The sequence below is a fragment of the Klebsiella sp. SWET4 genome, assembly GCF_024296565.1.
Taxonomy (GTDB): Bacteria; Pseudomonadota; Gammaproteobacteria; order Enterobacterales; family Enterobacteriaceae; genus Klebsiella; species Klebsiella variicola.
The window spans coordinates 127359-151725 of sequence record NZ_JANCOB010000009.1; the positions used below are offsets into that span (position 1 = coordinate 127359).

28 protein-coding genes are annotated in these 24367 nt (G+C 58.0%); 16 read left to right on the forward strand and 12 right to left on the reverse strand.

From position 1 onward, the window contains the following. Positions 1-2: 2 nt before the first annotated feature. Positions 3-605, reverse strand: coding sequence for a peroxiredoxin (locus tag NKJ21_RS19740; protein ID WP_004178733.1), 603 nt, complete (start codon positions 603-605; stop codon positions 3-5). Between the two features lie 127 nt (positions 606-732). Continuing rightward, positions 733-1314 carry an ACP phosphodiesterase gene (acpH, locus tag NKJ21_RS19745; RefSeq protein ID WP_008805369.1) on the reverse strand — a complete coding sequence of 194 codons (582 nt, stop codon included), beginning with the start codon at positions 1312-1314 and terminating at the stop codon, positions 733-735. A 74-nt stretch (positions 1315-1388) separates the two neighbouring features. On the opposite strand from acpH, the gene NKJ21_RS19750 reads away from it, so the two are divergent. The 8 genes from NKJ21_RS19750 to NKJ21_RS19785 all read left to right on the forward strand — a co-directional run bounded on the left by NKJ21_RS19750 (position 1389) and on the right by NKJ21_RS19785 (position 8305). Then, positions 1389-1505 (forward strand): hypothetical protein, encoded by a 117-nt coding sequence (locus tag NKJ21_RS19750; protein ID WP_004218831.1) that lies wholly within the window; start codon positions 1389-1391, stop codon positions 1503-1505. 64 nt (positions 1506-1569) lie between these two features. Continuing rightward, positions 1570-2634, forward strand: a complete 1065-nt coding sequence (gene queA / locus NKJ21_RS19755; RefSeq protein ID WP_002890390.1) for a tRNA preQ1(34) S-adenosylmethionine ribosyltransferase-isomerase QueA — start codon at positions 1570-1572, stop codon at positions 2632-2634. 109 nt (positions 2635-2743) lie between these two features. After that, positions 2744-3871, forward strand: a complete 1128-nt coding sequence (tgt, locus tag NKJ21_RS19760; protein WP_002890395.1) for a tRNA guanosine(34) transglycosylase Tgt — start codon at positions 2744-2746, stop codon at positions 3869-3871. Positions 3872-3893: 22 nt separating this feature from the next. Further along, positions 3894-4226: a preprotein translocase subunit YajC gene (yajC, locus tag NKJ21_RS19765; RefSeq protein ID WP_002890398.1), complete on the forward strand. Its 333-nt coding sequence runs from the start codon at positions 3894-3896 to the stop codon at positions 4224-4226. 26 nt (positions 4227-4252) lie between these two features. Beyond that, the gene (gene secD / locus NKJ21_RS19770) at positions 4253-6100 is read left to right on the forward strand and encodes a protein translocase subunit SecD (protein WP_008805370.1); all 1848 of its coding nucleotides are present in this window, start codon (positions 4253-4255) and stop codon (positions 6098-6100) included. Between the two features lie 10 nt (positions 6101-6110). Next, the gene (secF, locus tag NKJ21_RS19775; protein ID WP_008805371.1) at positions 6111-7082 is read left to right on the forward strand and encodes a protein translocase subunit SecF; all 972 of its coding nucleotides are present in this window, start codon (positions 6111-6113) and stop codon (positions 7080-7082) included. A gap of 137 nt (positions 7083-7219) precedes the next feature. After that, entirely contained in the window at positions 7220-7585 is a 366-nt protein-coding gene (locus tag NKJ21_RS19780) for a VOC family protein (protein ID WP_008805372.1), read from the forward strand. Between the two features lie 24 nt (positions 7586-7609). Further along, positions 7610-8305, forward strand: a complete 696-nt coding sequence (locus NKJ21_RS19785) for a YafY family protein (protein ID WP_008805373.1) — start codon at positions 7610-7612, stop codon at positions 8303-8305. A 42-nt stretch (positions 8306-8347) separates the two neighbouring features. On the opposite strand, the gene NKJ21_RS19790 is transcribed toward NKJ21_RS19785, so the two are convergent. Together NKJ21_RS19790 and NKJ21_RS19795 are read right to left on the reverse strand one after the other, a co-directional pair. Then, positions 8348-9232, reverse strand: a complete 885-nt coding sequence (locus NKJ21_RS19790; protein WP_004204836.1) for a nucleoside-specific channel-forming protein Tsx — start codon at positions 9230-9232, stop codon at positions 8348-8350. Positions 9233-9532: 300 nt separating this feature from the next. Further along, positions 9533-10072 carry a DUF3251 domain-containing protein gene (locus tag NKJ21_RS19795; protein WP_008805374.1) on the reverse strand — a complete coding sequence of 180 codons (540 nt, stop codon included), beginning with the start codon at positions 10070-10072 and terminating at the stop codon, positions 9533-9535. Between the two features lie 147 nt (positions 10073-10219). Between NKJ21_RS19795 and nrdR the strand changes: the two genes are divergently transcribed. The 6 genes from nrdR to pgpA all read left to right on the forward strand — a co-directional run bounded on the left by nrdR (position 10220) and on the right by pgpA (position 14314). Then, a complete protein-coding gene (gene nrdR / locus NKJ21_RS19800) occupies positions 10220-10669 on the forward strand; it encodes a transcriptional regulator NrdR (RefSeq protein ID WP_002890417.1) in 450 nt (149 codons plus the stop codon). 3 nt (positions 10670-10672) lie between these two features. Next, complete coding sequence (gene ribD, locus NKJ21_RS19805) at positions 10673-11776, forward strand: bifunctional diaminohydroxyphosphoribosylaminopyrimidine deaminase/5-amino-6-(5-phosphoribosylamino)uracil reductase RibD (RefSeq protein ID WP_016160372.1); 1104 nt, start codon at positions 10673-10675, stop codon at positions 11774-11776. An 87-nt stretch (positions 11777-11863) separates the two neighbouring features. Further along, on the forward strand, positions 11864-12334 hold the full coding sequence (ribE, locus tag NKJ21_RS19810) for a 6,7-dimethyl-8-ribityllumazine synthase (protein ID WP_001021161.1): 471 nt from the start codon (positions 11864-11866) through the stop codon (positions 12332-12334). A gap of 19 nt (positions 12335-12353) precedes the next feature. Further along, on the forward strand, positions 12354-12773 hold the full coding sequence (gene nusB, locus NKJ21_RS19815) for a transcription antitermination factor NusB (RefSeq protein ID WP_008805376.1): 420 nt from the start codon (positions 12354-12356) through the stop codon (positions 12771-12773). A gap of 73 nt (positions 12774-12846) precedes the next feature. Then, entirely contained in the window at positions 12847-13818 is a 972-nt protein-coding gene (gene thiL, locus NKJ21_RS19820; RefSeq protein ID WP_012542699.1) for a thiamine-phosphate kinase, read from the forward strand. Continuing rightward, positions 13811-14314 carry a phosphatidylglycerophosphatase A gene (gene pgpA / locus NKJ21_RS19825; RefSeq protein WP_008805378.1) on the forward strand — a complete coding sequence of 168 codons (504 nt, stop codon included), beginning with the start codon at positions 13811-13813 and terminating at the stop codon, positions 14312-14314. The genes thiL and pgpA overlap by 8 nt, the downstream gene beginning before the upstream one ends. Before the next feature lie 45 nt (positions 14315-14359). On the opposite strand, the gene NKJ21_RS19830 is transcribed toward pgpA, so the two are convergent. The 4 genes from NKJ21_RS19830 to xseB are packed head-to-tail and all read right to left on the reverse strand — an operon-like array spanning position 14360 to position 18419. After that, positions 14360-15334, reverse strand: coding sequence for an aldo/keto reductase (locus NKJ21_RS19830; RefSeq protein WP_008805379.1), 975 nt, complete (start codon positions 15332-15334; stop codon positions 14360-14362). Positions 15335-15394: 60 nt separating this feature from the next. Further along, on the reverse strand, positions 15395-17257 hold the full coding sequence (gene dxs / locus NKJ21_RS19835) for a 1-deoxy-D-xylulose-5-phosphate synthase (RefSeq protein WP_016160374.1): 1863 nt from the start codon (positions 17255-17257) through the stop codon (positions 15395-15397). Between the two features lie 18 nt (positions 17258-17275). Then, complete coding sequence (gene ispA, locus NKJ21_RS19840) at positions 17276-18175, reverse strand: (2E,6E)-farnesyl diphosphate synthase (protein ID WP_008805381.1); 900 nt, start codon at positions 18173-18175, stop codon at positions 17276-17278. A 1-nt stretch (position 18176) separates the two neighbouring features. After that, positions 18177-18419 (reverse strand): exodeoxyribonuclease VII small subunit, encoded by a 243-nt coding sequence (gene xseB, locus NKJ21_RS19845; protein WP_002891398.1) that lies wholly within the window; start codon positions 18417-18419, stop codon positions 18177-18179. Positions 18420-18600: 181 nt separating this feature from the next. Between xseB and thiI the strand changes: the two genes are divergently transcribed. Then, complete coding sequence (gene thiI, locus NKJ21_RS19850; protein ID WP_008805382.1) at positions 18601-20049, forward strand: tRNA uracil 4-sulfurtransferase ThiI; 1449 nt, start codon at positions 18601-18603, stop codon at positions 20047-20049. A 69-nt stretch (positions 20050-20118) separates the two neighbouring features. On the opposite strand, the gene NKJ21_RS19855 is transcribed toward thiI, so the two are convergent. The 3 genes from NKJ21_RS19855 to panE are packed head-to-tail and all read right to left on the reverse strand — an operon-like array spanning position 20119 to position 22113. Beyond that, the gene (locus NKJ21_RS19855) at positions 20119-20595 is read right to left on the reverse strand and encodes an SRPBCC family protein (protein WP_008805383.1); all 477 of its coding nucleotides are present in this window, start codon (positions 20593-20595) and stop codon (positions 20119-20121) included. A gap of 50 nt (positions 20596-20645) precedes the next feature. Continuing rightward, a complete protein-coding gene (yajL, locus tag NKJ21_RS19860) occupies positions 20646-21239 on the reverse strand; it encodes a protein deglycase YajL (RefSeq protein ID WP_008805384.1) in 594 nt (197 codons plus the stop codon). Continuing rightward, positions 21202-22113 (reverse strand): 2-dehydropantoate 2-reductase, encoded by a 912-nt coding sequence (panE, locus tag NKJ21_RS19865; protein ID WP_008805385.1) that lies wholly within the window; start codon positions 22111-22113, stop codon positions 21202-21204. Before panE ends, yajL begins: the two co-directional genes overlap by 38 nt. A 217-nt stretch (positions 22114-22330) precedes the next feature. Here panE and NKJ21_RS19870 point away from each other — a divergent pair, with 217 nt between their 5' ends. Further along, positions 22331-22822 (forward strand): YajQ family cyclic di-GMP-binding protein, encoded by a 492-nt coding sequence (locus NKJ21_RS19870; protein WP_002891465.1) that lies wholly within the window; start codon positions 22331-22333, stop codon positions 22820-22822. Between the two features lie 42 nt (positions 22823-22864). Here the strand turns inward: NKJ21_RS19870 and NKJ21_RS19875 are convergent, their stop codons facing one another. Beyond that, complete coding sequence (locus tag NKJ21_RS19875; RefSeq protein ID WP_012542696.1) at positions 22865-24229, reverse strand: MFS transporter; 1365 nt, start codon at positions 24227-24229, stop codon at positions 22865-22867. Positions 24230-24367 lie beyond the last annotated feature (138 nt).

Genomic DNA, 24367 nt, shown 5'->3' on the forward strand with positions numbered 1-24367 from the left:
GATTACAGGCTGGAGACGTTTTCGGTCAGGTATTTTGCTACGCCTTCCGGAGAAGCAGCCATACCTTCTTTTCCTTTTTCCCACTGCGCCGGGCAGACTTCGCCGTGCTCTTCGTGGAACTGCAGCGCGTCAACCATACGCAGCATTTCGTCGATGTTACGGCCCAGCGGCAGGTCGTTAACCACCTGGTGGCGTACCACGCCGTTAGCGTCGATCAGGAAAGAGCCGCGCAGCGCTACGCCTTCGTCCGGATGCTCGATACCGTAAGCTTTCTGGATTTCACGTTTGATGTCAGCAACCATCGCGTATTTAACCGGGCCGATACCGCCCTGGTCTACCGGGGTGTTACGCCATGCGTTGTGAACGAACTCGGAATCGAAGGAAACGCCAACCACTTCCACGCCGCGTTTCTGGAATTCTTCGTAACGTTTGTCGAACGCGATCAGCTCAGACGGGCAAACGAAGGTGAAGTCCATCGGCCAGAAGAACAGAACGGTAGGTTTACCGTTGGTGTGCTGTTTGAAATTGAATTTCTCAACGATCTCACCATTACCCAGCACAGCGGCTGCAGTAAAATCCGGCGCTTGACGAGTGACCAGAACCATTTGATTCTCCTGTAATTACTAAGGTTATTTGGAACGCAACGCGGGCAAGTATAGAGCCTGGCCGGTAATAACACAAAGAGGCGCTAACAATCGTTCAGCCAGCTTTTACCTATCAATGATGCAACGATTACAGTTGTTTGTTTTCTGCCAGGCGCATCATTTGCGGATAAAAGCGCCAGAACTGCCCCTCCAGCTGGTCGTAGTGGGTATCCAGATCCTGCCAGGAATCGCGTAGGGCGTCGAGACGCGGACGGCGGCTGGCCATGCCGTTAAGCACGCGCTGAATAAAATCCATCTCCTGATAGCGCTCCAGCCAGCGCTCCGACCACAGGTACTGATTCAGATTGACGAAGCGTGGCGGCGAGTCAGGCAGGATGGGGACGATCTGCTGCTCGGCGTAGCGCACGAACTCGTCCAGCGGCAGGTCAGGGGAGAGCTGCGCCCAGTGCTGCGACAGGAAATGATCCCACATGACATCGAGGGTGATGGGGGCGACGCGACGGGTTTGCGGGCGAAACCACTCCCGCGCCTCTTTGACTTCCGCCAGGTTGTCAGTCATCACGTCAATCCGGCGATGCATATAGATGCCGTCGATGATCTCCGCCGGATAGTCGCCCTGCGGGTTGCCGCGCACAAAATCGGCCATCAGGTTGCCGGGCAGCGAGCTGTCGGCGAGATGGGCGAGGTGCAGGTGGGCGAGAAAATTCATAAAACGACATCCTTTAAATACGAGCGGGCAGGTGGAATCTCCGATGTTGCGCTGAACGGCGCCTCGGTGTCCGCATGGCATGCTGCCTGGCTGCGCGCGGCACCTTTGCCACCGGTAAGGCATTCGGTTGCCGCATGGCGGCATTCGGAATGATTTGGAATATAGATTATGTCATTCATCCGGAGGGGTAAAGGTTGCAGGCGGAACGCCCCGGCACTAGACTACCCGCCTCTTTATTCAGTCTGAGTTACCGTCATGCGCGTTACCGATTTTGCTTTTGAACTACCCGAATCTCTGATCGCCCACTATCCGATGCCTGAGCGCAGCAGCTGCCGCCTGCTCTCCCTGGACGGGCCGACGGGCGCGCTGACGCATGGCACCTTCACCGACATCCTCGATAAGCTCAATCCCGGCGATCTGCTGGTGTTTAACAACACCCGGGTGATCCCGGCGCGTCTGTTCGGCCGTAAGGCCAGCGGCGGCAAGATTGAAGTGCTGGTGGAGCGGATGCTGGATGATAAGCGCATACTGGCCCATATTCGCGCCTCAAAAGCGCCGAAGCCGGGCGCCGAGCTGCTGCTGGGCGATGACGAGAGCATTAAGGCCACGATGCTGGCGCGTCATGGCGCGCTGTTTGAAGTGGAATTTAACGACGAGCGTCCGGTGCTGGAGATCCTCAACGGGATCGGCCATATGCCGCTGCCGCCCTACATTGACCGCCCGGACGAAGACGCTGATCGCGAACTCTATCAAACCGTCTACGGCACCAGGCCGGGCGCGGTAGCCGCCCCGACCGCCGGTCTGCACTTCGACGAACCGCTGCTGGACAAACTGCGCGCCAAAGGCGTTGAGATGGCGTTTGTCACCCTGCACGTGGGGGCGGGGACTTTCCAGCCGGTGCGCGTCGACAGCATTGAAGAGCACACCATGCACTCTGAATATGCGGAAGTGCCGCAGGAGGTGGTCGATGCGGTGCTGGCGGCGAAAGCGCGCGGCAACCGCGTGATTGCGGTAGGCACCACCTCGGTACGCTCGCTGGAGAGCGCGGCGCAGGCGGCGAAAGACGCCCTGATCGCGCCGTTCTTCGACGATACGCAGATTTTCATCTACCCGGGTTATCAGTACCAGGTGATCGATGCGCTGGTAACCAACTTCCATCTCCCTGAATCCACACTGATTATGCTGGTGTCGGCGTTTGCGGGTTATCAGCACACCATGAACGCCTATAAGGTGGCGGTGGAGCAGAAATATCGCTTTTTTAGCTACGGGGATGCGATGTTTATCACGTACAATCCGCAGGCTATTTCTGAGCGTCCCTGACAAGGCCGGCCCGCCGGCGTTTTGGACGCCATGACGCATTTTTTAGCCACGGAATCATTCCGTGGCGAGTATGAAAACGTCGGACTGTTTTTCTGACGCAGGAGCAAGCATGAAATTTGAACTGGATACCACCGACGGTCGCGCCCGCCGCGGTCGCCTGGTGTTTGAGCGCGGCGTGGTGGAAACACCGGCCTTTATGCCCGTTGGCACCTACGGCACCGTCAAAGGGATGACGCCGGAAGAAGTGGAAGCCACCGGCGCGCAGATTATTCTCGGCAACACCTTCCACCTGTGGCTGCGCCCGGGTCAGGAGATCATGAAGCTGCATGGCGATCTGCACGATTTTATGCAGTGGAAAGGACCGATCCTTACCGACTCCGGCGGCTTCCAGGTGTTCAGCCTTGGCGATATCCGTAAGATCACCGAGCAGGGCGTCCATTTCCGCAACCCGATCAACGGCGATCCGATTTTCCTCGATCCGGAAAAATCGATGGAGATTCAATACGATCTCGGTTCCGACATCGTGATGATCTTCGACGAATGTACGCCGTACCCGGCAGACTGGGATTACGCCAAGCGCTCGATGGAAATGTCTCTGCGCTGGGCCAAGCGCAGCCGTGACCGTTTCGATAGCCTTGGCAATAAAAATGCGCTGTTCGGCATCATTCAGGGCAGCGTTTACGAAGATTTACGTGATATCTCGGTGAAAGGTCTGGTAGAGATTGGCTTTGATGGCTACGCTGTCGGCGGTTTGGCGGTCGGTGAGCCGAAGGAAGACATGCACCGTATTCTGGAGCACGTCTGCCCGCAGATCCCGGCCGATAAACCACGATACCTGATGGGCGTCGGGAAGCCGGAAGATCTGGTGGAAGGGGTACGTCGCGGTATCGATATGTTCGACTGCGTCATGCCGACGCGCAACGCGCGTAACGGCCACCTGTTCGTCACCGACGGCGTGGTGAAAATCCGCAACGCGAAGCACAAAAGCGATACCGCACCGCTGGACGCCGAGTGTGATTGCTATACATGTCGCAATTATTCACGCGCTTACTTGCATCACCTCGACCGTTGCAACGAAATATTGGGCGCGCGTCTCAATACCATTCATAACCTGCGCTACTATCAGCGTTTAATGGCTGGTTTACGCAAGGCTATCGAAGAGGGTAAATTAGAGAGCTTCGTGACCGATTTTTACCAACGTCAGGGGCGCACCGTGCCTCCTTTGAACGTTGATTAATTTTAATAATGAGGGAATTTCAATGAGCTTTTTTATTTCTGATGCGGTAGCGGCAACGGGTGCACCGGCGCAGGGCAGCCCGATGTCTCTGATTCTGATGCTGGTGGTGTTCGGTCTGATTTTTTACTTCATGATCCTGCGCCCACAGCAGAAGCGCACCAAGGAACACAAGAACCTGATGAACTCCATCGCCAAAGGTGATGAAGTGCTGACCAACGGCGGTCTGGTCGGTCGCGTGACCAAAGTAGCGGAAACTGGCTACATTGCTATCGCGCTGAACGATACCACTGAAGTGGTTATCAAACGTGACTTCGTTGCTGCCGTTCTGCCGAAAGGCACCATGAAGGCGCTGTAATCTAACTTTTCCCAAAGGGAACTGCCGTGTTAAACCGTTATCCTTTGTGGAAGTACGTCATGCTGGTCGTCGTCATTGTCGTCGGCCTGATCTATGCGCTTCCCAACCTGTATGGTGAGGATCCGGCTGTTCAAATCACTGGCGCGCGCGGCGTCGCCGCCAGTGAGCAAACGCTGATCCAGGTCCAGAAAACTTTACAAGAAGAAAAAATAACCGCGAAGTCTGTGGCACTGGAAGAGGGCGCTATTCTTGCGCGCTTCGACACCACTGATACCCAGCTGCGTGCGCGTGAAGCGCTGCTTACCGTGCTGGGTGACAAATACGTCGTGGCGCTAAACCTTGCTCCGGCAACCCCACGCTGGCTGGCGGCACTCTATGCCGAGCCAATGAAGCTGGGTCTTGATCTGCGCGGCGGCGTGCACTTCCTGATGGAAGTCGACATGGACACCGCGTTAGGCAAACTGCAGGAACAGAACATCGACAGCCTGCGCAGCGAACTGCGTGACAAAGGCATTCCTTACGCGACCGTGCGCAAGGAAGACAACTATGGTCTGAGCATCGTCTTCCGCGACAGCGCGGCGCGCGACCAGGCTATCTCTTATCTCAGCCCTCGCCATCGCGATCTGGTGATTTCCTCTCAGGGTGACAACAGCCTGAAAGCGGTGATGACCGATGAGCGCCTGAAAGAAGCCCGTGAGTACGCGGTTCAGCAGAACATTAACATTCTGCGTAACCGTGTGAACCAGCTGGGCGTCGCCGAACCGCTGGTTCAGCGTCAGGGTGCTGACCGCATCGTGGTTGAGCTGCCGGGTATCCAGGATACCGCGCGGGCGAAAGAGATCCTTGGCGCAACCGCGACCCTCGAGTTCCGTCTGGTCAATACCAACGTGGACCAGTCCGCCGCTGCCTCTGGCCGCGTGCCGGGCGACTCGGAAGTGAAAGAGACGCGTGAAGGCCAGCCGGTGGTGCTGTACAAGCGAGTGATCCTGACCGGTGACCATATCACCGACTCGACCTCCAGCATGGATGAGTACAACCAGCCGCAGGTCAACATCTCGCTGGACAGCGCGGGCGGTAATATCATGTCTAACTTCACCAAGGACAATATCGGTAAGCCGATGGCGACCCTGTTCGTGGAGTATAAAGACAGCGGTAAGAAAGACGCTAACGGTCGCGCTATCCTGGCGAAAGAGGAAGAGGTGATTAACATCGCCAACATCCAGTCGCGTCTGGGTAACAGCTTCCGTATCACCGGTATCAGCAACCCGAACGAAGCACGCCAGCTGTCGCTGCTGCTGCGTGCCGGCGCGCTGATTGCCCCGATTCAGATCGTCGAAGAGCGGACTATCGGCCCAACCCTTGGTATGCAGAACATCAAGCAGGGTCTGGAAGCCTGTCTGGCCGGCCTGGTGGTCTCTATCCTGTTCATGATCCTCTTCTATAAGAAGTTCGGTCTGATTGCGACCTCGGCGCTGATTGCCAACCTGGTGCTGATTGTCGGCATTATGTCCCTGATCCCGGGGGCGACGCTGACCATGCCGGGCATCGCGGGTATCGTGTTAACTCTTGCGGTGGCGGTCGATGCTAACGTTCTGATCAACGAGCGTATCAAAGAAGAGCTGAGCAACGGGCGTACCGTTCAGCAGGCGATTGACGAAGGTTATCGCGGCGCGTTCAGCTCGATCTTCGACGCCAACGTGACGACGCTTATCAAAGTGATCATCCTGTACGCGGTCGGTACCGGTGCCATTAAAGGGTTTGCGATTACCACCGGTATCGGTATCGCGACCTCAATGTTTACCGCTATCGTCGGCACCCGTGCCATCGTGAACCTGCTGTACGGCGGCAAGCGCGTTAAAAAGCTGTCTATCTGAGGAGTGCGTTGTGGCACAGGAATATACTGTTGAACAATTGAACCACGGCCGTAAAGTCTGGGACTTTATGCGCTGGGACTACTGGGCCTTCGGCATTTCAGGTTTTCTGCTGATTGTGTCGATCGCCATCATCGGCGTCCGCGGCTTTAACTGGGGGCTCGATTTCACCGGCGGTACGGTGATCGAGATTACCCTTGAGAAGCCGGTCGATCTGGACCAGATGCGCGACTCCCTGCAGAAAGCGGGCTTTGAAGAGCCGCAGGTGCAGAACTTTGGCAGCAGCCGCGACATCATGGTACGTATGCCGCCGGTGCATGACGCCAACGTCAGCCAGGAACTGGGCAGCAAGGTCGTGACTGTGATTAACGAATCGACCAGCCAGAATGCGGCGGTGAAGCGAATTGAGTTTGTCGGCCCGAGCGTCGGCGCGGACCTCGCGCAAACTGGCGCCCTGGCGCTGATTGCCGCGCTGGTCTGTATCCTGATCTACGTCGGCTTCCGCTTCGAATGGCGTCTGGCTGCCGGGGTGGTTATCGCCCTGGCGCACGATGTGGTGATCACCATGGGCGTACTGTCGCTGTTCCATATCGAGATCGACCTGACCATTGTGGCCTCGTTGATGTCGGTTATCGGCTACTCGCTGAACGACAGTATTGTGGTATCGGACCGTATCCGTGAAAACTTCCGTAAGATCCGCCGCGGTACGCCGTACGAGATCTTCAACGTGTCGTTGACCCAGACGCTGCACCGTACCTTGATCACCTCCGGGACCACCCTGATGGTGATCCTGATGCTGTTCCTGTTCGGCGGCCCGATTCTGGAAGGCTTCTCGCTGACCATGCTGATCGGTGTCTCCATCGGTACGGCTTCCTCTATCTACGTCGCCTCTGCGCTGGCGTTGAAACTGGGTATGAAGCGCGAGCATCTGCTGCAGCAGAAGGTCGAAAAAGAAGGGGCGGACCAGCCGTCTATTCTGCCGTAATCCGGTTCAGTTGAGATAAAGCCATCCCGGCCCAGGCGGCCGGGATTTTTTTTGTCCGCGATAAAACCTGCTGACAGTATGCTGTCAGGAGCCCTCCCATACACTCCTTCTGAACTCACTAACGAGCAGGAGGAAGTATGAATAACGTCATTAACTGGTTTGAAATTCCGGTCGTCGATATGGATCGCGCCGTCGCGTTTTATGAGCCGGTGATGCAGGTGACGCTACGTCGCGAAACCATGGACTGCGCCGAGCTGGCGGTGTTCCCGCATCAGGATCCGGCCCCCGGCGGCGCGCTGGCCAAATTTGAGGGTATCGCCCCTTCAGCGCAGGGCGCTATTATTTATCTGCATACAGACCATCTTGCCGCCACCCTGGACCGCATTGCCTCGGCGGGTGGGGCGTGTGTTTTCGGGCCGCTGACGCTGCCGAATGATATTGGCACCATCGCGCTGTTTACTGACAGCGAGGGCAACCGCGTCGGCCTGCACCAGCCGGCTTAACCTAAACGTTTTGTGAAGTGAGACATGACCCGACGCGCCGACCGTTTATTTCAGATTGTGCAGATCCTGCGCGGCAGGCGGCTCACTACCGCCGCGCTGCTGGCGGAGCGGTTGGGCGTGTCGGAGCGCACCGTGTATCGCGATATTCGCGATCTCTCCCTCTCCGGCGTGCCGGTGGAGGGCGAGGCGGGGAGTGGTTATCGCCTGCTGGCGGGCTACGATCTGCCGCCGCTGATGCTGACCACCAAAGAATCCGAAGCGCTGATCGCCGCGATTCGGTTGCTGAAAACCTGGGGCGGTGAGGCGCTGTCGCAATCGCTGGAATCCGCCCAGGAGAAGATGCTGGCGATCCTGCCGGAGGCGCGCCGGCGCCAGGCGGAGCAGACCCGCCTGTTTGCCCCCGATCTCGGCGCCCATCGTTATGCCAAAACCTATTTTGACGTCATTCATCAGGCGGTCTCCGGCCAGCAGGTGCTGCAGTTGCGCTATCAGGATGAGTCTGGCCGGGTAACCGAGCGCGACGTGCTGCCGCTGGGGCTGTTTTTCTGGGGGGAGCGCTGGCTGCTGGTGGCCTGGTGCGAGCTGCGTAATGATTATCGTAACTTTCGCCTCGACCGTTGTCTGGCGGTCAGGGCGACCGAGCGTCGATTCAGCGAGTGTGCCGATCGCTCGTTAAGCGATTTTCTGCGCAAAGTGCGGTGCGACGTGTGGGAGAAATAAAAACGCCCGGCTGGCCCGGGCGCTGTCTTGCTGTATCCGCAATTAGAAGTTGTAACCGACCACGAAGTAACCACCCCAGCCGGTCGAGCGGACGCTGAAATCGCCATCGCCGAAGTTCAGCTTGGCATCGTCAGCCCACTGACCGCCGTTATGGAAGTAACGGGCCACCACCGAGTAGTGCCAGTGCGCGTAGTTCAACGCCAGGATGTGGCTGGAGGCGATGGAGTTGCTGGTGCGCGCGTGCTTCCCGTTCAGATCGTAGAAGTTGTCATCGCCGAGATCAGAACCCCAGTCGAAGTTGGTGAAACCGATGTAGCTCAGCGAGCCGCCCCACAGGTCGGTCAGCGGCACGAAGTATTTCACTTTGAAGCGGTAGCCGTCCCACTCGTTTTCGTTGGACGCGCCGTAGTTCTGCCACTGGTATTTGGCGTAGACGTTCAGCGACAGGCTCATCGGCAGGCCGGTATCGATATCGGTACCCAGACCCATATACCAAGTGCTCTGCTCCTGAGAGTCGTTACGGCCCATATCGTAGATATAGTTGTTCGCGAAGTACCACTCTTTGAACGGCCCGAAGCTCAGATCGGTATTGGTCAGCTTATCGATAGAGAAACGCGGTTCGATCTCCATAAACAGCGGCGAGCCGTTGTTCCAGATACCTTTTGCCGTGCTGTTGCCGCCGAAGAATACCGGGGCATCGATATAGCCGTAGAAATCAAACCAGTCTTTTTTGGCGAACGCTTCATATTCCAGGTAGGTATCGTTACGGATCTGCGGTCCAAAACGGGTGTGGTAGCTGCCCACCACGTTAACACTCTGGTGCCACCAGTCAGACAGGTACTGCGGTTTATCGTTTTCTGCCGCGCCCGCAGTAAAAGAAGTGGAGAGCGCCACAACCGCACCCGCTGCCAGTAATGTTTTTTTCATAGTAATGCCACTGTTTAAATTGAGCCTGAAGGCGTTAAAAGAAGTGCCGAAGCGTTTCTAAATATTTCGTCTTTCTGTGGGGGTCTATTATAGGAATCATTGCTCACAAAAATACGTGTTGTTTCACATAACCAGAACATGCGTAATCGATTGCGTTCACGATTCTATGCATTTCTTGACAAAATGCTACTGAAAATCGCCATACAGAACGATTTCTAATGAACTCTTGTGAAAAGTTGTAAGTGGATAAGAAAGACGGGGCTGGAGGTAGCCGGGCGGGGCAGGGCCCGGCGTGAAGATTTACTGTGCGGCGGCGGGCTGGATATCGTGGACGCGAATAAACCCGACTTTGTCGGGCGTCACGTTCAGACGCAACGGGATATCCACATCGCTGGGGGCGAGGATGCTGGCCGGGGCGCTAATCAGCTGATCCTGAACATTGACTTCCTGATAGCTGTGGGTGGTGCCGGTGATCTGCCCGGAGGCGACGGTGGCGGTAAAGGCCGGCAGCGGATCGTTGGATTCACCCTGAATGCGTAAAGTCAGGCGTGACCCGTCGCCGTCCGGCGTAATGCTGCCCACCGACATGCGCAGGGTGCCGATCTGGCTCTCCAGCCGCGCCGGGGTTTTGGCCTCCGGCAGCAGATAGACGCCGCGGGTGGATTTGGCGTTCAGCGCGTTTTGTTGGGTGATTTTGATCGTTTGCTGGTTGAGCTGGGTCATCTCCTGGCTCAGGGTACTCACGCTCTGGTGCATCTGGCGGATTTCGCTTTGCTGGGCGCAGGCGGTCAGGGTAAACAGGCTGCCCGCGATGGCGAGTTTCAGGTAACGTCTTGTCATGGTCAGGATTCCGTTTGCAGAGGATGCTTAATGGTAGCCAAACCGCCTGCCACTCTCATAGATCCTTTGTCTCAAAAGCTCTTTCTTTGTAGTCAGGTCACTTCGCGGTAAACTACCCTTCAGTTTAACTACCTGTCAGGACGCGCTATGCATTGCCCTTTCTGTTTCGCCGTGGATACCAAAGTGATCGACTCTCGTCTGGTGGGGGAAGGCTCTTCCGTGCGTCGCCGTCGGCAGTGCCTGGTCTGTAATGAACGCTTTACCACCTTCGAAGTGGCGGAGCTGGTGATGCCCCGGGTGGTGAAGAGTAACGATGTGCGTGAACCCTTCAACGAAGACAAGCTGCGCAGCGGGATGCTGAAAGCGCTGGAGAAACGTCCGGTTAGCGCCGATGACGTGGAAATGGCGGTCAACCATATCAAAACCCATCTGCGCGGCACCGGCGAGCGCGAAGTGGCCAGCAAAATGATTGGCAATCTGGTGATGGAGCAGCTGAAAAAGCTGGATAAAGTCGCCTATATTCGCTTTGCGTCGGTCTATCGCAGCTTTGAAGACATCAAAGAATTCGGCGAAGAGATCGCCCGCTTACAGGACTAAGCCATGCAGGACGAAATGTACATGGCGCGAGCGCTGAAGCTTGCCGCGCGCGGACGCTTTACCACCCATCCTAACCCTAATGTCGGCTGCGTCATTGTGAAAGACGGCGAGATCGTCGGCGAGGGCTTTCACTATCGCGCCGGCGAGCCGCACGCCGAAGTGCACGCGCTCCGCATGGCCGGCGAAAAGGCGCAGGGCGCCACCGCCTACGTCACCCTTGAGCCCTGCAGCCACCATGGCCGTACGCCGCCGTGCTGCGATGCGCTGATCGCCGCCGGCGTTAGCCGCGTGGTCGCTGCGATGCAAGACCCAAACCCGCAGGTGGCGGGGCGCGGTCTGTATCGTCTGCAGCAGGCCGGTATTGACGTCAGCCACGGGCTGATGATGAACGAAGCGGAAGCGCTGAATAAGGGCTTCCTGAAGCGGATGCGCACCGGTTTTCCCTGGGTGCAGCTGAAGCTGGGCGCCTCGCTGGACGGCCGCACGGCGATGGCCAGCGGTGAAAGCCAGTGGATCACCTCCCCGCAGGCGCGACGCGACGTGCAGCGTCTGCGCGCCCAAAGTCATGCCATCCTCACCAGCAGCGCCACCGTGCTGGCGGACGATCCTGCGCTGACCGTGCGCTGGCAGGAGCTGAGCGCGGATACTCAGGCGCTGTATCCCGAAGAGAATTTGCGCCAACCGCTGCGCGTCGTCATCGACAGTCAGAACCGCGTCACGCCTGAGCACCGTATTGTGCAGCAGGCAGGAGAAACGCTGTTTGCCCGCCTGCGTGCGGATGAGCGCCAGTGGCCGGAAAGCGTTCGTACGCTGCTGGTGCCGGAACATAACGGCCATCTCGATCTGGTGTTGCTGATGATGCTGCTTGGCAAACAGCAGGTGAACAGCGTCTGGGTGGAGGCGGGAGCGACGCTTGCCGGGGCGCTGCTGCAGGCTGGCCTTGTCGACGAGCTTATCGTCTATATTGCGCCTAAACTGTTAGGCAATGCGGCGCGTGGATTATGCGCGCTGCCGGGGCTTGAAGAACTGAGCCAGGCACCCCATTTCAAATTCAATGAGATACGTCAGGTTGGCCCGGATGTCTGCCTGCATTTAACCACTGCGTGAGGCTTTCCTGATTATTAGGAAGCAGCGCTCAGAATAATATGATAAAATCCGCCCCCCTTGCGGGGCACATGAACCCGAAGGAAGAGTATGAACATTATTGAAGCTAACGTTGCTACCCCGGACGCTCGCGTCGCCATCACCATTGCGCGTTTCAACAACTTTATCAATGACAGCCTGCTGGAAGGTGCGATTGACGCCCTGAAACGCATTGGTCAGGTAAAAGATGAAAACATCACCGTTGTTTGGGTTCCAGGCGCGTATGAGCTGCCGCTGGCGGCTGGCGCACTGGCGAAAACCGGTAAATATGACGCGGTGATCGCGCTGGGTACGGTGATCCGCGGCGGTACTGCCCACTTTGAATATGTGGCTGGCGGTGCCAGCAATGGCCTGGCGCATGTCGCTCAGGACAGCGAAATCCCGGTAGCCTTTGGTGTTCTGACCACTGAAAGTATTGAACAAGCCATCGAGCGCGCTGGCACCAAAGCCGGTAACAAAGGCGCAGAAGCTGCGCTGACCGCGCTGGAAATGATTAACGTATTGAAAGCCATCAAGGCCTGATTTTTGTAAGGGGAATTCCGTGAAACCTGCTGCTCGTCGCCGCGCCCGTGAGTGTGCCGTCCAGGCGCTCTACTCCTGGCAGTTGTCCCACAACGACATCGCTGATGTCGAATACCAGTTCCTGGCGGAACAGGACGTAAAAGATGTAGATGTTCTGTATTTCCGTGAACTGCTGTCCGGAGTGGCGACTAACAGCGCGTACCTCGACGGCCTGATGAAGCCCTACCTGTCCCGTCAGCTGGAAGAGCTGGGCCAGGTGGAAAAAGCGGTGCTGCGTATCGCGCTGTTTGAGCTGTCCAAACGTGACGACGTACCGTATAAAGTGGCCATCAATGAAGCTATCGAACTGGCGAAAACCTTCGGCGCTGAAGATAGCCATAAGTTCGTCAACGGCGTGCTGGACAAAGCGGCTCCGGTAATTCGTCCCCGCAAAAAGTAAACGCCAGGCCGGGCTTTGCAGGATCTGATCCCGCGAACCCGGCCTTATTTTTTTCTTTGCTGAGGCATAACGTATGGCATGCGGCGAATTTTCCCTGATTGCCCGTTATTTTGATCGCGTTAAAAGCGCCCGCCTTGATGTTGAAACCGGCATCGGCGATGACTGCGCGCTCCTGAATATCCCCGAGAAAAAAACGCTGGCAATCAGCACCGACACCCTGGTGGCGGGCAATCACTTCTTACCCGATATCGACCCTGCCGACCTCGCTTATAAAGCGCTGGCGGTGAACCTGAGCGACCTCGCGGCGATGGGCGCGGAACCGGCGTGGCTCACGCTGGCGCTGACTTTGCCAGAGGTGGATGAAACCTGGCTGGAAGCCTTTAGCGACAGCCTGTTTGTCCAGCTGGACTATTACGATATGCAGCTGATTGGCGGTGATACCACCCGTGGCCCGCTCGCCATGACGCTGGGTATTCACGGCTTTGTGCCGCCAGGGCGCGCCATGAAACGCGCTGGCGCGAAGCCAGGAGACTGGATCTATGTCACCGGCACCCCGGGAGACAGCGCCGCCGGCCTGGCGGTGCTGCAGAACCGGCTGACGGTGGATGAACCGTCTGACGCCGACTACCTGCTGGCTCGTCATCTGCGCCCGATGCCGCGCGTGCTGCAGGGTCAGGCGCTGCGTGACCTGGCGACATCGGCTATCGATCTTTCCGACGGCCTGATCTCCGATCTGGGCCATATTCTTAAAGCCAGCGGCTGCGGCGCGCGCATCGATCTCGATGCCATGCCGTATTCCGACGCGATACTGCGCCAGGTGGAGCCCGAGCAGGCGCTGCGCTGGGCGCTCGCCGGCGGGGAAGATTACGAACTGTGCTTTACCGTACCGGAGCTGAACCGCGGGGCGCTGGACGTGGCCCTTGGCCATCTTGGCGCGCGTTTTACCTGTATCGGACAGATTGCGCCGGAGAGCGAAGGGCTGCAATTTATCCGCGATGGTAAGCCGGTCGCGCTTGATTTAAAGGGATACGATCACTTTGCGTAGTCGAGACGAGGCGTTACGCCGCCTGAGCATGCGTAACCCGTGGCATCTGCTGGCGACTGGCTTTGGCAGCGGCTTAAGCCCGGTGGTACCGGGGACGATGGGGTCGCTGGCGGCGATCCCGTTCTGGTATCTGATGACCTTTCTCCCCTGGCAGCTCTACTCGCTGGTGGTGATGATGAGCATCTGTATTGGCGTCTATCTGTGCCATCGCACGGCCAAAGATATGGGCACCCATGACCACGGCAGTATAGTCTGGGATGAGTTTGTCGGGATGTGGATCACCCTGATGGCGTTGCCGACCCTGGACTGGCAGTGGGTGGCCGCTGGCTTCGTGATTTTCCGTATCTTCGATATGTGGAAGCCGTGGCCGATTCGCTGGTTTGACCGCAATATCCACGGCGGAATGGGGATTATGGTCGACGATATCGTCGCCGGCGTGATCTCGGCCGGCGTGCTGTATGTCATTGGCCATCACTGGCCCATCGGTCTGCTTTAATCGTCTCTCCCCGGTAGCATCATGCTGCCGGGGAAACCACACCTGTTACTTAAATCCCACCACCGGATGCGGCTGATACGGCGCCTCCAGCTTGTCGATCTGTTCCGGAGAAAGCGTCAAATCCACCGCCTGCAGCAGGTCGTCGAGCTGTTCCTGACGCGAGGGACCGATAATCGGCGCGGCAACGCCGGGTTTGCTTAACAGCCAGGCGAGGGCAACCTGGGCGCGGCTGGCGTCGAGTTCTTCCGCCACGTCCGCGAGATTCTCAGCGATCTGCGCGTCGTTTTCTTCACTGGTGCTGTAAAGCGTTTTGCCGAACTCATCCGAAACCAGCCGGGCGGTGGTCTCTCCCCAGGGGCGGGTCAGTCTGCCGCGCGCCAGCGGGCTCCACGGGATCACCGCCACGCCGTTGTGCTGACACAGCGGCAGCATCTCATTCTCTTCTTCCCGGTAAATCAGATTGTAGTGATCCTGCATGGTGACAAAGCGCGCCCAGCCGTTCTGCTGCTGGAGCGCCAGCGCCTGGGCAAATTGTCGGGCATGCATGGACGAGGCGCCGATATAGCGCGCTTTGCCGGCTTTCACCACCTCGTCCAGCGCTTCGAGGGTCTCTTCAATCGGGGTGGTATAGTCCCAGCGGTGGATCTGCAGCAGGTCGACATAGTCCATCCCAAGACGGCGCAGGCTGTCGTCGATGGAGCGCAGGATCTGCGCCCGGGAAAGCCCTTCCGCCAGATCGCCGACCTGGTGATACACTTTGGTGGCGACAACCACCTCATCACGGCGGGCAAAGTCGCGCAGGGCGCGGCCAACGATCTCTTCACTGCTGCCGTCGGAGTAGCTGTTTGCGGTATCGAAGAAGTTGATGCCGCCTTCAATGGCGTGCTGGATAAGCGGGCGGCTGCTCTCTTCCGGAAGCGTCCAGGCGTGTCTGCCGCGGTCCGGCTCGCCGAAGGTCATGCAGCCGAGGCAGAGTCGGGAAACCCGTAAGGCAGTATCACCGAGGGGGATATAGTGCATAGTGCGCTCCTGCTATTCATCAAGGGTATCTCTTAAGCATAGCAGGAGCGGAAGGGGCAATTATGCCAGCCAGTCGCGGATTTTGGCTTCAATACCGGCGGCATCAAGGCCGAGGTCGGCGCGGATCTCTTCCTGAGTGCCCTGAGGAATAAAATAATCCGGCAGGCCAATATTGAGCACCGGTACCGCCCGGCGATGGGCCATCAGCACTTCGTTCACGCCGCTGCCGGCGCCGCCCATGATGGCGTTCTCTTCCAGCGTCACCAGCGCGTCGTGTTCGCCGGCCAGCTGCAGGATCAGCGCCGTATCCAGCGGCTTCACAAAGCGCATATCCACGAGGGTCGCGTTGAGTTTATCCGCTACCGCCGCGGCTTCCGGCAGCAGGGTGCCAAAGTTGAGGATCGCTATTTTCTCGCCCTGACGTTTCACCACCCCTTTGCCGATCGGCAGCGATGCCAGCGGCTCGAGCGTCGCGCCGGTGCCGCTACCGCGCGGATAGCGCACGGCGCAGGGGCCGTCGCTGTAATGGTAGCCGGTATGCAGCATCTGGCGACATTCATTTTCATCGCTCGGGGTCATCACCACCATATCCGGAATACAGCGCAGGAAGGAGAGATCGAACGCTCCCTGATGCGTCTGACCGTCTGCGCCGACAATCCCGGCGCGGTCGATAGCAAACAGCACCGGCAGCTTCTGGATAGCCACATCGTGGATCACCTGATCGTAGGCTCGCTGCAGGAAGGTGGAGTAGATCGCCACCACCGGCTTGTAGTCGCCAATCGCCAGCCCGGCGGCGAAGGTGACCGCATGCTGCTCGGCAATGGCGACGTCAAAGTACTGATCGGGGAATTTCTTCGAAAACTCCACCATCCCTGAACCTTCGCGCATCGCCGGCGTGATCGCCATCAGCTTGCTGTCTTTGGCCGCCGTTTCGCACAGCCAGTCGCCGAAGATTTTCGAGTAGGAAGGGAGACCGCCGCTGCTTTTGGGCAGTACGCCGCTGGTATGGTCGAATTTTGGCACCGCATGGAAGGTGATCGGGTCTTTCTCGGCAGGCTCATAGCCGCGGCCCTTTTTGGTCATAATATGCAGGAACTGCGGGCCTTTCAGGTCGCGCATGTTCTTCAGCGTGCTGACCAGACCGAGCACATCGTGGCCATCGACCGGCCCGATGTAGTTAAAGCCCAGCTCTTCAAACAGCGTGCCCGGCACCACCATCCCTTTGATATGTTCTTCGGTTCGTTTAAGCAGCTCTTTAATCGGCGGCACCCCGGAGAAGACCTTTTTACCCCCTTCGCGCAGGGTGGAGTAGAGCTTACCGGAGAGCAGCTGCGCCAGATGATTGTTCAGCGCGCCAACGTTCTCGGAAATCGACATTTCATTGTCATTCAGCACCACCAGCAGGTCGGGTTTGATATCCCCGGCGTGGTTCATCGCTTCAAACGCCATGCCGGCGGTGATCGCCCCGTCGCCAATCACGCACACTGCGCGCCGCTGCTTATCCTCTTTCGCGGCGGCGATAGCCACCCCGATACCGGCTGAAATGGAGGTCGAGGAGTGGCCGACGCTCAGCACGTCATACTCGCTTTCACCGCGCCACGGGAAGGGGTGCAGGCCGCCTTTCTGGCGAATGGTGCCGATTTTGTCCCGGCGGCCGGTCAGAATTTTATGCGGGTAGGCCTGATGGCCGACGTCCCAGATCAGGCGATCGAACGGCGTGTTATACACGTAGTGCAGCGCCACGGTCAGTTCCACCGTGCCGAGGCCAGAGGCAAAATGACCGCTGGAGCGGCTGACGCTGTCCAGCAGATAGCGCCGCAGCTCATCACACAGCTTCGGCAGGCTCTCTTTTGGCAACAGGCGCAACTCCTGGGTGGAATCTACCAGCGCCAGGGTCGGGTATTTGGCAATATCAAAACTCATCAGAGACTCATTTATTGTTTATTTATCGCGCTGAATAATGTAATTCGCGAGCGCTTCCAGTGCCGAAGTATCCAGAGATTGTGCGGCCAGCTCATCTAACGACCGGCGGGCATCAGCGATCAGGTCGTGCGCTTTCTTCCGGGCTTGCTCAAGACCCAGGAGGGCGGGATAGGTGCTTTTACCCAATTGCTGGTCGGCACCCTGACGTTTGCCAAGGGTCGCAGTATCCCCTACCACGTCGAGAATGTCATCCTGGACCTGGAAGGCAAGACCGATATTTTCCGCATAGCGATCCAGCGCGGGCAGGGCAGCGCGGCCGCGTTCGCCGGCGCTCAGCGCCCCCATCCGGACGGCGGCGCGGATCAACGCCCCCGTTTTGTGGCGATGGATACGCTCCAGCGCCTGCAGATCCACCTGCTGTCCTTCCGCCTCCAGATCCAGCGCCTGGCCGCCGCACATACCCGCCACGCCGCTGGCCTGCGCCAGTTCGGAGACCATCGCCAGCCGGTCCCGATCAGAGACGTCGGCCATCGGCGCATCACTCAGTATAGAGAACGCCAGCGTTTGCAGGGCATCTCCCGCAAGAATTGCGTTGGCTTCGCCAAATTTAATATGACAGGTCGGCAGTCCGCGACGCAGATCGTCATCATCCATCGCCGGCAAATCATCATGCATCAGGGAATAAGCATGAATACATTCGACCGCCGCGGCGGGGGCATCGAGCGTGGTGCGGCTGACGCCGAACATCGCGCCGGTGGCATAGACAAGGAAGGGGCGCAGGCGTTTACCGCCTAAGAGTGCGCCATAATGCATCGCTTCCACCAGCGGAGTGTTCTGAAAGGGCTGCGGCGCGATAAAACGGCGCAATGCCCCATTAGCCTGTTCCACACAGGCCTGCAATTGTTGCGGGAAATCCATTTTATTCAGCGTCCGGCGTAAAAGGCGTGGTCGGGGAATCTTCACTATCCGCCAGCAGGATCTGCACGCGCTGTTCGGCCTTCTGCAGCTGACTTTGCCCCTGGCGCGCCAGCTGTACGCCGCGCTCAAATTCGCTTAGCGCTTCCTCTAACGGCAAATCGCCGCTTTCCAGACGGTTAACGATCTGCTCCAGTTCGCCCAGAGCAGTTTCAAAGCTGGCCGGGGCCTCATTTTTCTTTGGCATAGTGAATGTAGACTCTTGTTATGTCGCGACGGCAATACCGGGTATGGTAACGAAGTCACGCGTGTAAGCAAATAACGCGCAATGGTGATATACTCCGCGCCCAGGATGCAGGCACCGGTGTGCGCTGCTTTACAACTTTTGCTTATAGCCCCGTCGGGCTTGCCAACGAACTATTGTCGCCATGAAGTTTATCATTAAATTGTTCCCGGAAATCACCATCAAAAGCCAATCTGTGCGGTTGCGCTTCATTAAAATCTTAACCGGGAACATTCGTAACGTTCTCAAAAACTATGACGAGACGCTGGCCGTCGTCCGTCATTGGGATCATATCGAAGTTCGCGCGAAAGATGAAAATCAGCGCCCGGCTATTCGCGATGCGCTGACCCGTATCCCCGGCATCCACCATATTCTGGAAGTCGAAGACGTACCGTTCACCTCGCTGCACGATATTTTTGAAAAGACGCTGCCGCTGTGGCGCGAGGCGCTGGAAGGCAAGACCTTCTGCGTGCGTGTGAAGCGTCGCGGCAAACATGAATTCACCTCAATTGAGGTGGAACGCTACGTCGGCGGCGGTCTGAATCAGCATATTGAAACGGCGCGCGTGAAGCTGACCGACCCGGACGTCACCGTCAATCTCGAGATTGAAAACGATCGCCTGCTGCTGGTGAAAGGCCGCTATGAAGGCATCGGCGGCTTCCCGATCGGCACCCAGGAAGATGTGCTGTCGCTGATCTCCGGCGGCTTTGACTCCGGCGTTTCCAGCTATATGCTGATGCGCCGCGGCTGCCGCGTGCACTACTGCTTCTTTAACCTTGGCGGCGCCGCCCATGAGATTGGCGTTCGCCAGGTCGCGCATTACCTGTGGAACCGCTTCGGCAGCTCGCACCGCGTTCGCTTTGTGGCGATTAACTTTGAGCCCGTGGTCGGTGAAATCCTTGAAAAAGTGGACGATGGTCAGATGGGTGTCGTGCTCAAGCGCATGATGGTCCGCGCCGCGTCAAAAGTCGCGGAACGCTACGGCGTGCAGGCGCTGGTCACCGGCGAAGCGCTGGGCCAGGTTTCCAGTCAGACCCTCACTAACCTGCGCCTGATCGACAACGTTTCCGATACTCTGATCCTGCGTCCGCTGATTTCGCACGATAAAGAGCACATCATCGACCTGGCGCGTGAGATCGGCACGGAAGATTTCGCCCGCACCATGCCGGAATACTGCGGCGTGATCTCGAAGAGCCCGACCGTGAAGGCGGTGAAGGCGAAGATTGAAGCGGAGGAAGAACACTTCGATTTCAGCATCCTCGATAAAGTGGTGGAAGAGGCGAGCAATATCGACATTCGCGATATTGCCCAGCAGACGGAAGCCGCCGTGGTTGAAGTGGAAACCGTGACCGGCTTTGGCGCTAACGACGCGATCCTCGACATCCGCTCCATTGACGAGCAGGAAGACAAGCCGCTGAAGGTCGAGGGCGTTGAGGTCGTTTCGCTGCCGTTCTACAAGCTGAGCACCAAATTTGGCGATCTTGATCAGAGCAAAACCTGGCTGCTGTGGTGCGAGCGCGGGGTGATGAGCCGTCTGCAGGCGCTCTATCTGCGCGAGCAGGGCTTCAGCAACGTGAAAGTTTATCGCCCGTAACGGGTTGCCATCCATATTGAAAAAGGCCTTCCCCGATGGAAGGCCTTTTGTCATCTCCGGGCCAGCGCATTAGCGCAGGGTCATCGCCAGGTCATTCAGCTGATCGATGACGATATTCCAGCCCTCAAAAAATCCCATCTGCTCATGCTGCTCGCGAGTTTCATCATCCGCATGCAGCACCGTGGCCGTATAGCGACATCCGTCTTTTTCGTCGGCAAAGGTGATGATGGCCGTCATGGCAAAAGGGGACACGGCAGGACGATAATCCGCCGTCAGCATCGAGGTCATGACGATTTTTTGTTGCGGGATGACCGCAAGAAAACAGCCAGGGTTATCGCTGCGTTCACCGTCAGGGCCGTGCATCACGGTGTGAAAAGCCCCGCCAGAGCGAAAATCAAAGGCCAAAACCTCAGTAGACCAGGGCTTCGGGCACCACCAGGTTTTGAGTAATGCCGGGTCGGCCCACGCGCGCCACAGGGCAGAGGCTGGCGCGCTAAGCAGGCGGCTGATGACAAGATCGCGAGAATCGGTTGCGCTACGGGACATGCTACGACTCCTCAGGAGAAGGGGAGCCAGTCCGCGGCGCGGACCGGCTATCAGGCTTCGTAGTAATTATAGATGCCGGCGGCCATTACCAGCTGCGAGGCGACCTCATACGCTTTCTCGCGACCCACCAACAGGTCAATCATTTTCAGGGCGAAATCAATCGATGTCCCCGGTCCCTGGCTGGTTAACAGATTCACCCGTGGATCCCAGACCACCCGTTTATCCTGCCACTGATCGGCGGGGATATGTTCCTTCAGCGCCGGAAAACCGGTCATGTTACCGATTGGGAACAGCTGATGGGGCACCAGCACGGTCGCCGGGGCGGCGCAGATGGCGGCCACAATGCGGCCTGAGAGGTGGAACTGTCGGACGGTTTCCACCAACAGCGGGCTGTCGCGGAAGCACTCTGCGCCCTTGATGCCGCCCGGGAGGACGATGATATCGAAATCGCCATCGGCCACCTCGACCAGCGGCGCATCCGCCAGCAGTTTGACGCCGCGCGAGCAGACGATGGTCAGGCCGCCGTCGCTGGCGACGCTGGCGGTGGTTACCTTCACTCCGCCGCGGACCAGCAGATCGATAGTGGTGACCGCTTCGGTCTCTTCGCTACCAGGGGCGAGGCAAATCAGTGCCGACGCGCTCATATTCATTCTCCTTACGCTTGATCAATTCAAATAAGCGGGCGTTTTCCGGTACGGCAACGCCGTGGGCGCGGGCGCGGTTGAGCAGAAAACCGGTGATATAGTCGATCTCCGTGTGCCGCTGGGCGCGGATGTCCTGCAGCATGGATGAGATATTTTCTGCCGTACTTTCAATCACCTGTTCGACATAAAATAGCAGGTTTTCCGCCGAGGTATGAATACCTTCGCGTTCCATCACCGCCGCCACTTCCTGGCAAATGGCGGCAACCTCCTGCGGATAGTGGCGCAGATCGCCGTTTTTACATCCTTTGAGGGCGGTCAGAGGATTAATGACGCAGTTTACCGCCAGCTTGCGCCAGGTGGCCGAGTAGATATGGTTGTGCCAGGCGACATCCGGCAGTACGCTTTGCAGGACTTCCGCGAGATAGCTGTAGTCCTCCTCGTAGCTTTTCGCCGGACCGATATGGGTGGTGCCCTGGGCGACGTGGATGATCACATTCCCGTCGCGACGCGCTGCCTGGGTGGTGGAGGCCAGCAGCAAAGGCTGTTTCACGCCGCGCAGCTCCTCGACGGTGCCCATGCCGTTATGCACCAGCACAATTGGCGTAGTGACCGGCAGGATCCCGGCCAGGTGCTTCACCGCATTCGACACCTGCCAGGCCTTTAAGGTGACGATCAGCAGCTCGCTGCTGGCGAGAAAATCGGGGTCGTTGGCCGTCAGTGACTCGTTGAACACCGAGCCGTCGGTTTCAATGACATTGACGCTACAGAATGGCTGCGGTACGCGTAGCCAGCCCTGGACTTCATGTCCCTGTTTGCACAACGCGGTCAGCCATAGTTGTCCCAGTGCACCGCATCCCAGTACGGTTACTTTCATTGTTCCTCCTCATCTGCCGCTACCCCAGGCGCTGATGGCTAAAGTCTATCTCGTCGCTTTTCGCATTGTCGGACGGAAAGGGGGATTCGGCGTCGTCGGGCAGCACGGGGAAATAGCGCGAGCGTTGCGTAATCAGCTAAGCTTCCGGGATAACAAGTTGAGTTATGCCGCGTTGCAGGTATTATGCAACGCAAAAGAAACGGAAGGAGAGGAAAAGATGCCATCTTTCGATATTGTCTCTGAAGTTGATCTTCAGGAAGCCCGTAACGCGGTGGACAACGCGAGCCGCGAAGTCGAGTCGCGTTTTGATTTTCGTGGCGTTGAAGCCACTTTTGAATTAAACGACGCCAACAAAACCATTAAGGTGCTGAGTGAGTCTGACTTCCAGGTGAACCAGCTGCTGGATATCCTGCGCGCTAAGCTGCTTAAGCGCGGCATTGAAGGTACCTCCCTCGACGTGCCGGAAGATATCGTGCACAGCGGTAAAACCTGGTTTGTTGAAGCGAAGCTGAAGCAGGGCATTGAAAGCGCGGTGCAGAAGAAGATCGTCAAACTGATCAAAGACAGCAAGCTGAAAGTGCAGGCGCAGATTCAGGGCGAAGAGATCCGCGTGACCGGTAAGTCCCGCGACGATCTGCAGTCGGTGATGGCGCTGGTGCGCGGCGGCGATCTGGGGCAGCCGTTCCAGTTCAAAAACTTCCGCGACTAACGCGGCGACAGACAGCAAAAAGCGGGGAATTCCCCGCTTTTTTTATACCCCTTTGATGAGCTGCTCGATCTCGAAGCGGTTGGTGACCTTGCTGTCGATTTTGATATACACCGAGCGCTCCTCAGGCACCACCAGCGCCTGATGAACCCCGTTGGCGTTCAGCAGACGCGTCTGTAGCGCGCTGTCGACCACCACGCCATCCGGCACCTCCACCCGCAGGCTGCTGACGTACGGCGGCTCGCTCATGGTACTGGCCACCAGCAGCCACAGCATTGCCAGCAGGGCGCCCAGCAAGAACACGGTTTGCGAATCAAAGAAACCATCGACCCAGCCGCCAAGCGCGCCGCCAATCGCCACGCCGAGGAACTGGCTGGTGGAGTAGACGCCCATTGCGGTGCCTTTATAGCCCGCCGGCGACTCCTTGCTAATTAACGATGGCAGCAGCGCTTCCAGCAGGTTAAACGCCAGGAAGAAGAGCTGGACGCCCGCCACCAGTTCCCAGAAGTAGCCTCCAGCGCCCCAGAGGACAATTTCCGCAATCAGCAGGATGGCGACGCAGAGCAGGAAGACGCGCTTCATTTTGCGCTTCACTTCGGCATAGATGATAAACGGCACCACCGAGATGAACGAGATAACCATGGTGACCAGGTAAATCTTCCAGTGCTCGGCGGCCGGAAAGCCAGCAGCCTCCAGTTGGCCGGGCAGCGCGACAAAGGTCGACATCAGCATGATGTGCAGGCACATGATGCCAAAGTTGAGCTTCAGCAGGCGTGGTTCCACCAGTACTTTGCTAAAGCAGCCCTTCACCATCCCGGATTCGCGGTTGAGCACGTGGTTATGGCTGTTGGGCACCACCCACAGGGTGAGCAGGATGCCGATGGTCGCCAGAATGGCGATCATCCAGAACAGCGCGTGCAGACCCAGCTGGTGGGTGACAATCGGCCCCAGCACCATGGCGATGGCGAAGGTGACGCCAAAGCTGACGCCGATAAAGGCCATCGCTTTGGTGCGGTTCTGTTCGCGAGTGAGATCGGATAGCAAAGCCATGACCGCGGCGGCGATAGCGCCGGAGCCCTGCAGGGCGCGGCCAAGAATGATGCCCCAGATAGAGTCGGTGAGCGCGGCGATGACGCTGCCGAGTACAAAGATGAGCAGGCCGCCGACGATCAGCGGCTTACGGCCAATACGGTCAGATAACAGTCCGAAGGGGATTTGGAAAATCGCCTGCGCCAGGCCGTAGATACCGATCGCCAGGCCAATCAGCGCTTCACTGGCGCCCTGCAACGCCATGCCATACGTGGTCAGAACCGGCAGGACCATAAACATGCCAAGCATGCGCAGGGAGAATACCGTCCCCAAACCCCAGGTCGCGCGCAGTTCCCCTGGCGTCATTTTGTTATCGTTCATTACCACCTCAATATAAAAACTGCGCCTAGTGTAGCGGCGGGGGGTAAGAAGCGTAAATAAATGTTTGTTTAACAGATATTACGGGGCTGTTGCGCGATGAGACAAGTTGGTAAAAATCAATAAACCAGTGGAGGGGGA